The sequence below is a fragment of the Pyrinomonas sp. genome (assembly GCF_040289685.1).
Lineage (GTDB): Bacteria > Acidobacteriota > Blastocatellia > Pyrinomonadales > Pyrinomonadaceae > Pyrinomonas.
In genome coordinates, this window is sequence record NZ_PSLQ01000047.1 from 1 (window position 1) to 9,678 (window position 9,678).

Genomic DNA, 9,678 nt, shown 5'->3' on the forward strand with positions numbered 1-9,678 from the left:
CCCTCAATGAATTGAGGGGGATTACAGCCCACTCGCGCTCCCCCGTTTTTCTAAAGCGAACGGCCTTGGCGAGATCGGTTACGCGACAGCGCACCAGTGCGAGGTTGCGACGGCGATGCGCTCTCCGCTACAATCCAGCTTTTCAAATCGCAGATAGACGCTTCAATGGTGCGAAGCGTCTACTTCCGGAAGACACGAGATCAAACTATGTTGAAATATTTGAGCCGCATGGAGCGGACGCGAAGCGCCATCATCATCGGCTTCGCCCTGTTGATGGGCATCAGCCTCATCTTCTTCTATGCCCCTGGAACTTTGGACTACATGAATCCACAGGCCTTAGCGCGTCAGACGCTGGCGCGCGTCGGCGACGAAAAGATCACCGTCGGCGACTTCAGTCTCGTGCGAGACGATTATCTGATGAGATTCGGCGGGCCGATGGTGCTGTTGCAACTGGGCGGCGACCGTTGGATTCTCAACGGGATGATCAACGATCGTGTGCTGTTTCAGGAGGCCGAGCGGCTCGGTCTCGCCGCTTCCGACGCGGAAGTGGCGGAGCAGATACGCCGTCTTTACAGCGACGCTTCGGGCAAATTCGTCGGCTTCGACCGCTACCGAGAAGCTGTAACCAGGCGTTACGGCAGCGTCGAGGCCTTCGAGCGGCAAGTTCGCATCGAACTGACCAAAGAGAAACTACGCGCGTTCATCACTGCTGGCGTGCAGGTCTCTGAAGAGGAGGTGCTCGACGACTTCAGACGGCGCAACACCAAATTCGACCTCGTCTATGTGCCCGTGACAGCGGACAAGTTGGCGCAGACCATTGAGCCTTCCGAACAGGAGTTGCGCGATTTCTATGAGGCGCACAAGGCTGACTTCCGCATCAACGAGCCGCAGAAGAAGATCCGTTACCTGTTCATCGAGCAGGAAAAGGTCGGGCAAAAGATCAAGCTCTCCGACGAGCAATTGCGCGCGGAGTACGAAAAGCTCTCGCCCGAGAACAAACTGGCGGGCGTGCGCGTGCAACAGATCGTGCTCAAAGTGGCGCGGCCTGAACTCGACGCCGAGGTTCGCGCCAAGGCTGATGAGTTGGTCCAGAAGCTGCGCGGCCCCGACGGCAAGGCGAGCGAGCAAGCCTTTGCCGAGGCGGCGCGTGGCAACTCCGAAGACCCGGCAACGGCACGTGAAGGCGGGTATTTACCGCGTCCGGTGCGCCGTAACGCGAACAAGCCGGATGACCCGTTGCAACAGACGCTCGATGCCGAAGAGGGCCAAGTGATCGGTCCGATCAAGTACGGCAACGCCTACTTCATCTTTCGTCGCGGCGCCGCTGTGCCGAAGACTTTCGAAGAAGCGAAGCGCGAACTGGAGGTCTCTTTGCGCAACCGCCTCTCTTACAACGCCGCTTCACAGCTAGCTGACCGCGCCGCTGCCATGTTGCGTGAGACCAAGGACGTCGAGCGCGTCGCTCAACAGCTAGCCGCCGAAGCGAACATGTCGCCGCGCGAGATGGTACGCGAAACGCCCTACATCGTGCGCGGCGATGATGTGCCGAATATCGGCGTCAATCCCCAGTTCGAAGACGCGATCGAAGAGCTCAAAGAGATAGGCGATGTCGGAAACAAGGTCGGCGTCCGCAATGGCTTCGCCATCCCGCTCCTAGTCGATCGGAAGGAGCCGCGCATACGCGAGTTCGAGGAAGTGCGCGACGACGTGCGCAACCGTTTGCGGCGCGAGCGCGCCGCAGAGAAGCTCGAACAAGTGGCGCGCGACATCGCCGCCAATGCGCAAAGCCCAGCCGATTTGAAAGCGCTGGCGGCAAAATACGGTTTGCAGGAGCAGACGGCTGCCGATTACAGGCTCGGAACGCCGCTCAACGAAGTGGGGACTAATCCGGCTGCCGACGAAGCGATCTACCGTTTGCAAGCTGGTCAAGTGAGCAAAGAGCCGGTCAAAATGGGCGATTCGTGGGTCGTCGTCGGGGTCAACAAACGGACCGAAGCCGATCTGACTGAATTTGCCAAACGGCGCGATGATCTGATGGAAGAGGCTCTGGCGGAACGTCGCGCGCAGATCTTCGAAGACTTCCTCGAAGAAGCGCGCGCCCGCATGCAACGTGCAGGCAAGATCAAAGTCTATGAGGACATTCTGAAGAAAGTGGCTTCGGAACCATTCGTCTCGGAGAATCGAGCGAAGCGAGCGGAATCGCTCGTTGATCCGAGGCGCATCTTCTCGCGCAGGGAGAGCGCGTAATCGCGGCTTAGGCTCCAAGGACTCGTCTTCCACTGTCGCGCGCGATCGAGTGAGTTAGCAAACCAAGGCCTCTCGTCCCTTCGCTGCTGGGCGCGGTGGGCGCGTCGCGGGCGGTGGAAGTCGGAGTTTGCATCTCCGATAGCGCGAGGGTCGGGTTGGCGAAAGATGCAAGGTGTGGCGAGCGGTAGACGCCGGAGGTTGCATCTCTAGAGGCAGTGAATGAAGCGGGAAACAACAAGGGCAAGCCGCATTTGAGGCGTGCGTGCCCCTAACGTTGTAGAACGGGAATCGAATGGGCGGCGACGACTGGCAGGCAAGGCCGAGCCGTTTCCGTCCAACTTTGTCCCTGAGAACCACAACCTCTTGCGGTCAACCCACAAGAGGTTGTGGTTCTTGTCTCTGGGGAGGGAAGCGTTAGAGTTCGCGCACTAGATTGCCCACCTCGGCTTGCGGCAGTTGCAGTTGAAGCTGAACCTCGTTGCCTCGCGTTGTGATGTTCAGGTTGCCGAGCGCGACTTGCGCAAGACGCCCGCGATTGCCGGGAAGCTGTGAAGCCATGGCTCCGCCGATCTGTTTGATCGCAGCGAGCGTGTCGCCGAGGTATTTAGCCTGCTCCGCCGATTGCGAACGCGCCGTCAATAGCATTTCGAAGCCTTGTGCCGTCGTATCAATCGAACCGTAAAACTGTCGGACGGCAGCGATGGCGCGCGAGACTTCGTCGTTGCCCAAAACGTTCATACTGGAGATATCCGGCACAGTTCCGCCAAATCCGATAAGGGCGTTGCCGTTGCGCGTAGCCAGCGCGACCAACTCGCCGTCGACGCGCCCGGTCCCTTGCTGGGCAATTAAAGCGGCGCGCACGCGCGACGGTGTGCCAAGGGCTAAAGTGTTGGCGTCGATTTCGGCGACGGCGACCTCGCCTAGTCGAGCCGGAAATAGGCCGAGAAGTTTGGTCTGATTTTCGATGGTGAAAATGTAGATCGAACGGCCTTGATGTTGCTCTTCGCGGTATTTGCCCTTGGCCGCAAGCCGTCCGGCGGCGAGCATGGTGCCAGCATTGAATTTGCCGTGCGCGAGCGCGACGGTCTCGATCTTAGAAGCTCCCGACGGCGTGTTGACGAAGCGAGCGCCAACGGCGACGCGCTCGAACGAACGCGGATCGATTCCCGTGCGAGCGCGGAAGCCATCGATCTCGGCGTTCACTTTGGCGAGTTTAGCTGGATCGCCCGCATATATGCGTGGGAGTGCGTCGTTGAGCAAGCGCGTCAGGTTCACCAACATGACGGCGTCAGATGTCGGCAAGGCCGCCAACAGCGGATCGGCGGGCGCGCTCTTTTGCGCTGTGCGCGGCGAGGTTTGATTCAGCGCTCTTTGCTGGCGCTGTTGCGCCGAAACGATCGCTAGGGGAAAGATCGGAATCGAAAAGAGAAGAAAGATTTTGAGAAGAAAAGTTTTCGCCTTCATGATCTTCGTCGCTCCCATGTCGTCTGGCCTTCGGATGCGCACGCGCTCGCGCGGGTTGGCCGTGTTGCAGATGTTTCCGCGCGAACGCGCGGTCTTTTCGTCCGCCGGATTCGGCCATATTGCGGATACCTTTAGCTCGATTCAGCGCCGCTCGCACTTCTTCGCAAAGGGCGAACCATCAAACGGCGTGCACGGAAATTTTGGTTCGATGATTTCAAAATTTCTTCGGCTCGCCAACCGATCGGCTCTCAATCGCCTGAGCTGCTCAGATCATACCGCTTCGACCAGCAGCGCCAACCCCATTCCGCCGCTTACGCACAACGTCGCCAGCCCGCGTCGTGCATGTCGCCGTGCCATTTCGTGAAGCAGCGTCGTGACGATACGCGCTCCCGTACAGCCGATCGGATGACCGAGCGCGATGGCGCCGCCGTTGACGTTTAGCCGGTTCGGATCGAAGCGCAGTTCGCGGTCGCAAGCGATGACTTGTGCAGCGAACGCTTCGTTCAATTCGACGAGGTCGATTTCGTCGAGCGAGAGCTTTTGTCGCGCAAGCAAGCGTCGCACGGCGGGCACTGGTCCAATGCCCATGATATCTGGCGCGACGCCGACCACTTCGTAATCGACGATGCGCGCTTGCGGTTCGATCTTGAAGGTCAAGACGGCCTCTTCGCTCAACACCGCGACCGCGGCGGCGCCATCCGTGATGCCGGAAGAGTTACCAGCCGTCACGGTGCCGTTTGCTGCGAAGACCGGCGGCAGACGGCGCAGCGCTTCCATGGTCGTCTCAGGCCGCGGATGCTCGTCGCGCGCGAAGAGCACGGTTTCGCCCTTGCGACCTTTGATCTCGATCGGGACCGTCTCAGCCGCGAAGCGTCCGCTCTCGATGGCGGCAGCGGCGCGTTGTTGTGACCGAAGCGCATATTGATCTTGCTCCTCGCGCGAAATCTCGTAAAGCTGCGCGAGCTTTTCCGCCGTCTCGCCCATCAACATGCCGGATAGCGGATCGAGAAACCCATCGCGGTACATGGCATCGACCAGTTGAGAATGGCCCATGCGCATGCCCCACCGCACGCCCTCGGCTAGATATGGCACGCGCGACATGGTTTCGACGCCACCAGCGAGCACGACTTCGGCGCGTCCCAGCATGATCTCTTGAGCTGCGAGGATAATCGCCTTCAAGCCCGATCCGCAAGCTTGGTTGACCGTATAGGCGGGAACTTCTTCCGGAAGATCGGCCCGATAAGCTATTTGGCGCGCGACGTTCGGTCCGAGGCCGGCTTGACGAGCCGATCCCCAAATCACCTCTTGAACATCTCGCGGAGCGATTCTTGTTCGACGCAGGCTCTCGGCAGCAACCACCGCCCCCAACTCTGCCGCCGTATGTTGCGCCAGCGAGCCGCCAAAGCGCCCGATTGGCGTGCGCACAGCGCCGGATAGGTAGACTCTTTCGCTTGCCATTCTCGCTCCAAAAGGTTTCGTGCTTTCGTCGTCCGAAGGATGTTAACATGCGCTTCGGTTGTGGGAGAAGCGGGCCGTAGGCAGGGCGGTGCGTCGGCCTTTCATGCGTCGGATGCCAGTTGGTCGTGGATGGGCAGGCGAAACGGTGCGCGTTGCCAACGCTTTCCGCGTTAGGGCGTGCCGGTTGGTTACGGGAGGCCAAGACCAATGCAGAGCGGTGAGACGGAGCTTTCCGCCGCGCTCGGCGAACATCGGGAGTGGATCTGCACCGATTCACGAGGCGCGAGCGTGAGCTTGCGCGCCGGAGATTGGAACGTCTTCATCGAATACGGACGACTCTTCTTCAGCTACTGGACCAGTAAGGGGACGTTGGTCTGGCGCGTGGTGACCTATCGCCGGAATGGGAGTTCGCTCGTGCTCGAAGTCGCACGACTGAGCGGAGCCGAACGAACACGGCTCGAACTCGTCCCGCGTGCGGCGGCCCAAACAGCGGTGGCTTGCGTGAAAGAAGCCCGACTGGCACGCGCTGCAAGATTGGCCACCCTCTTTTGTCCGCCCGGCGCGCGCATCATCGAACTCGGTTTAAGTCAAACGCGGCGTCCGACGCGAGCAGGTCGTTACGCGCGAATCATCATCGCGCACGCCTCGGAGCGATTGGCTATCGCTGGACCGATCACGAACATTTCGCTGCAGGAGGCGGATTCCTTTCTCGCCGCTTCGCTCGGCTGGTTCGCGCGCTTGCGCGAACGAAAGCAACCGGTGGAAAGATTCGCGCTGGCCGTTGGTCCGTTGATTGGGGCGGCGATGGCAAAACGCCTCGCGCTTTTGCGCGACGAGTGGCAGAAGGCGATCTGCCTCTTCGAAGTGGACGAGCGGGGCGAGGCGGTTCATCCGTTGCCATTCGCTTCGCTCGCTGATTTGCTCGCGAACGCCGTGCCTTTGCAGGCAACGCCATCGACGAAGATGAGCCGGACCGCGCAAAAGTTACTCGCGCTGGCACCCGAAGCGATCGATGTCGTGCGCACGCGCGGCGGCGAGACGTTGCGCTTTCATGGGTTGCCTTTTGCGCGCGTGCGCCGCGTCGTTGGCTGCGAACGCGCCTGGTTCGGCGTCGGCACACGGCGCGTGTTGGATGAAGAGTCATGGCCCGAACTGGTTCGGTTGATCGCGGAATTGAAGGAGCATCGGCGCGCCGACGCTTTGTTCAAACATCACGCGCTCTACCGTGCGGCGCCGGAAGCGTGGCTCGAATCGCTCTTGCGGCGGAAAATCGATGCGCTCGATCCCGGCTTGAAGCTTTCGCCGCTGCACGCGCAACTGCGCACGCCGCGCGACGCAGAGGATGCGCGCCCGGTCGACCTCGTGGCCCAACGCAAAGACGGCCGCATCGTGGTGATCGAGTTGAAAGCGCACGAGGATCCGGGGATCGTGCTTCAAGGGGCGGATTACTGGCGCCGAGTTGAAGCGCAGCGACGTGCCGGTCACCTGTCGAAGCTCTTCCCTGATGCGCCCATCGCTGATCTACCCGCCATCGTCTATTTGGCAGCACCGACGCTCTGCTTTTCGAAGAACGCGCAGAGGCTTGCACGCCTAATCGATCCGCGCCTTGAGATCTACCGCCTCGATCTGAACGAGGATTGGCGCGTCGGCGTGCGCGTTGCCCGTCGCACGCTGCTGACTGTGCCGGATTGATTGGCCGCGTTCGATCAGTGTTTGAAGTGGCGCACGCCCGTGAAGATCATCGCCAGACCGTGTTCATCAGCAGCGGCGATGACCTCCTCGTCGCGCACGGAGCCACCGGGTTGAATCACCGCCGTGATGCCGTGGCGCGCAGCTTCATCGATGCCGTCGCGGAAGGGGAAGAAGGCATCCGAGGCGAGAACTGAACCGTCCAGTGGAAGACGCGCGCGCGCCGCCCCAATGCGCACCGAATCGACGCGCGACATCTGCCCAGCGCCAACGCCCACTGTTTGCCCCAAGCGGGCGTAAACGATGGCGTTCGATTTCGTGTGTTTGCAGACCGTCCATGCGAAGAGCAGCGCTTCCATCTCTTCCGCGGTCGGCGCGCGGCGCGTCACCGTGCGCAGTTCTTCGTAGTTGAGTAGCAAGCGGTCGCGCGTTTGCACGAGGAGTCCGCCGCTGATGGTTCGCCATTCGGTCTCCCTTTCTTCATCGCGCGGCGCAACGCGAAGCACGCGCAGGCTCTTCTTGCTGCGAAGCACGGCAAGCGCCTCTCGGTCGTAATCGGGGGCGATGACTACCTCGGTGAAGATCTCGGTGACGGCGCGCGCCGCGCGCTCATCAAGCGTGCGGTTGAAGGCGACGATGCCGCCGAAAGCGGAAATCGGATCGGTCTCCAGCGCGCGGCGATAAGCCTCTTCTGGCGTCGTGCCCAGAGCGACGCCCGCTGGGTTGGTGTGTTTGATGATGGCGCAAGCAGTTTCGGAGAACTCGTTCACCAGTTGCCACGCCGCATCTGCGTCGATGTAGTTATTGAAAGACATCTCCTTGCCGGAGAGTTGTGCGGCATGGGCGATGCCCCCCTCCTCATCGAACGCATAAAGCGCCGCCGCTTGGTGGGGGTTTTCGCCGTAGCGCAGGTCGCGCGTTTTGCGGAGCTGAAGGGCGAGCAAGGGAGGGAAGAGCGGCGCGTTCGAGGCGCCTCTTTCTGCGTCCGACGCTTCTTCTTGCGTAGCGAGATAGGCAGCGATCGCTGCATCGTAGTGCGCCGTGCGCTCGAAGGCGTGGCGGGCTAGTCGCAAACGAGTGGCTCGTGTGAGCGCGCCGCCGCAACGCTCTAGTTCGGCGATGACCTCGCCGTATAGTTCCGGTGAGACAACCACAGCGACGTCCTGCCAATTCTTCGCTGCCGAACGGATCATGGCTGGTCCACCAATGTCGATCTGCTCGATGGCTTCTTCAAGCGGCGTTCCGGGTTGCGCTACGGTCTGCTCGAAAGGATAGAGGTTGACGACCACCATGTCGATAGTCTCGATCCCGTGTTCGCGCAACGTGCGCAGGTGATCAGCGCGGTCACGGCGAGCTAGGATTGCCCCGTGAATGCGCGGATGAAGCGTTTTGACGCGACCATCAAGCATTTCGGGAACACCCGTGATCTCGGCGACATCGAGCACTTGACACCCGGCCTCGCGCAACGCGCGCGCCGTTCCGCCGGTGCTGATCAGTTCGATCCCGAAACGTTGCAACGCGCGCGCAAATTCCACGAGCGAAGACTTGTCGGAAACGCTCAGCAGAGCGCGCCTTATGTGCCTCAATCCGTTCTCTTTCATGATCCTCTTCGTTTAACCGTCTCCTCCGCTTTGAGATGTCAGTTACCGTCGGGCGTGCGCGACGTGTAACCTTCGCGCAGGGCGCGTGCGCGCAGGGCGCGTGCGCGGCGCAGGCGCACCTCGAGACGATGGAAACGACCGCCTGCGCTTCGCTCCTCGGCGTAGTAACCGAGCACGTACTGACTAGCCAAATCGTCGGCGATGGCGCGGAAGACCGGCGACAGATCCAGTTCGGCGCGCGGATCGAGCGCTGTCCGTGAGTTGCCGACGAGGAAGTATCGCCCACCAGTGCGTTCGGCGAGCTGTCGGAAGCCTTTGCTCGGTGGACGTGGGGCGAGATGTCCGTCGCGCGGCACGTAAAGAGGCAGATGTATGACGTAAATGGAGACTTGTCGGGCGTTCGCTTCCGCGATCGCCTCTTCCGCCGAAAGGCGACTGGCGTTGTCGAGTCCGTCACTGATCAAAATGACGATGCGTCGCTCTTCTGGATTAACCTTTGCACCGAAAAGTCGGACGGCAGCCGTCGCCCCATCGAAAATGGCCGTGCGCTGGTTCGGCAGAGCCGGGAAGCGGAACTCAGCGCGCGCGCGTGCGACTTCGTCGGTGAGAGGCAATGCCACTTCTGGACGATCGCGAAACCGCACGACGGCGACGCGCGAGACGCGAAAGCGCCCGAGAATCGCCAGCGCCGCTTCGCGTTGATGTTCGATGATGTCGCGCACGCTGCCTGAGGCATCGAGCGCGAAGACGAGCGCAACGCGCTCGGAGCCGGGGGCGAAATAATCGATCGCCACCGGACGCCCATCCTCGCTCAAGAGAAAATCGTCTTTGGTAAGACCGGTGACGCGCCGACCGTTGCGGTCGGTGACGATCACGGGGACAGTCACGAGATTAGTATTGATGCGGATCGTTTCTTCGTTTTGAAGGCGCTGCGCATGGCCCGTTGCGACCAGAGCGGCGAGGAGGCAAACGGTCAACGCGCGCCGGATCAGTTCCGTGCTGAATGTTGGAGACATGGATGCGGTCGTCGTTCGATCTTTAGAGCGAGAAGCGACCTAGGAAAAGAAAGCTCAAGATGACGACGAGCGTGATGACGACGATCTTGACCAAACTCACCGTTGTTCTCCTCCGGAGCGCCTTGAAGCGGCACGATGAACTCAGACGGAATGGCACGTCGAACTGAAAATTCTATACAATACTGTTCGTTCTTACAAGGAGG

Annotated in this window: 6 protein-coding genes; 2 read left to right on the forward strand and 4 right to left on the reverse strand. The window is 60.9% G+C overall.

Annotated elements, in window-relative coordinates; genetic code table 11:
* Positions 1-207 precede the first annotated feature (207 nt).
* Complete coding sequence (locus tag C4334_RS10435; RefSeq protein ID WP_352432029.1) at positions 208-2,247, forward strand: peptidylprolyl isomerase; 2,040 nt, start codon at positions 208-210, stop codon at positions 2,245-2,247.
* Between the two features lie 414 nt (positions 2,248-2,661).
* Here C4334_RS10435 and C4334_RS10440 read toward each other — a convergent pair whose 3' ends face one another.
* Together C4334_RS10440 and C4334_RS10445 are read right to left on the reverse strand one after the other, a co-directional pair.
* Entirely contained in the window at positions 2,662-3,711 is a 1,050-nt protein-coding gene (locus C4334_RS10440) for a hypothetical protein (RefSeq protein ID WP_352432030.1), read from the reverse strand.
* 270 nt (positions 3,712-3,981) lie between these two features.
* Positions 3,982-5,169: a thiolase family protein gene (locus tag C4334_RS10445; RefSeq protein WP_352432031.1), complete on the reverse strand. Its 1,188-nt coding sequence runs from the start codon at positions 5,167-5,169 to the stop codon at positions 3,982-3,984.
* A gap of 207 nt (positions 5,170-5,376) precedes the next feature.
* On the opposite strand from C4334_RS10445, the gene C4334_RS10450 reads away from it, so the two are divergent.
* Positions 5,377-6,861, forward strand: coding sequence for a hypothetical protein (locus tag C4334_RS10450; protein ID WP_352432032.1), 1,485 nt, complete (start codon positions 5,377-5,379; stop codon positions 6,859-6,861).
* Positions 6,862-6,875: 14 nt separating this feature from the next.
* On the opposite strand, the gene purH is transcribed toward C4334_RS10450, so the two are convergent.
* Both purH and C4334_RS10460 read right to left on the reverse strand, forming a co-directional pair.
* Positions 6,876-8,459 (reverse strand): bifunctional phosphoribosylaminoimidazolecarboxamide formyltransferase/IMP cyclohydrolase, encoded by a 1,584-nt coding sequence (purH, locus tag C4334_RS10455; protein WP_352432033.1) that lies wholly within the window; start codon positions 8,457-8,459, stop codon positions 6,876-6,878.
* A 38-nt stretch (positions 8,460-8,497) separates the two neighbouring features.
* On the reverse strand, positions 8,498-9,475 hold the full coding sequence (locus C4334_RS10460; protein WP_352432034.1) for a VWA domain-containing protein: 978 nt from the start codon (positions 9,473-9,475) through the stop codon (positions 8,498-8,500).
* Positions 9,476-9,678 lie beyond the last annotated feature (203 nt).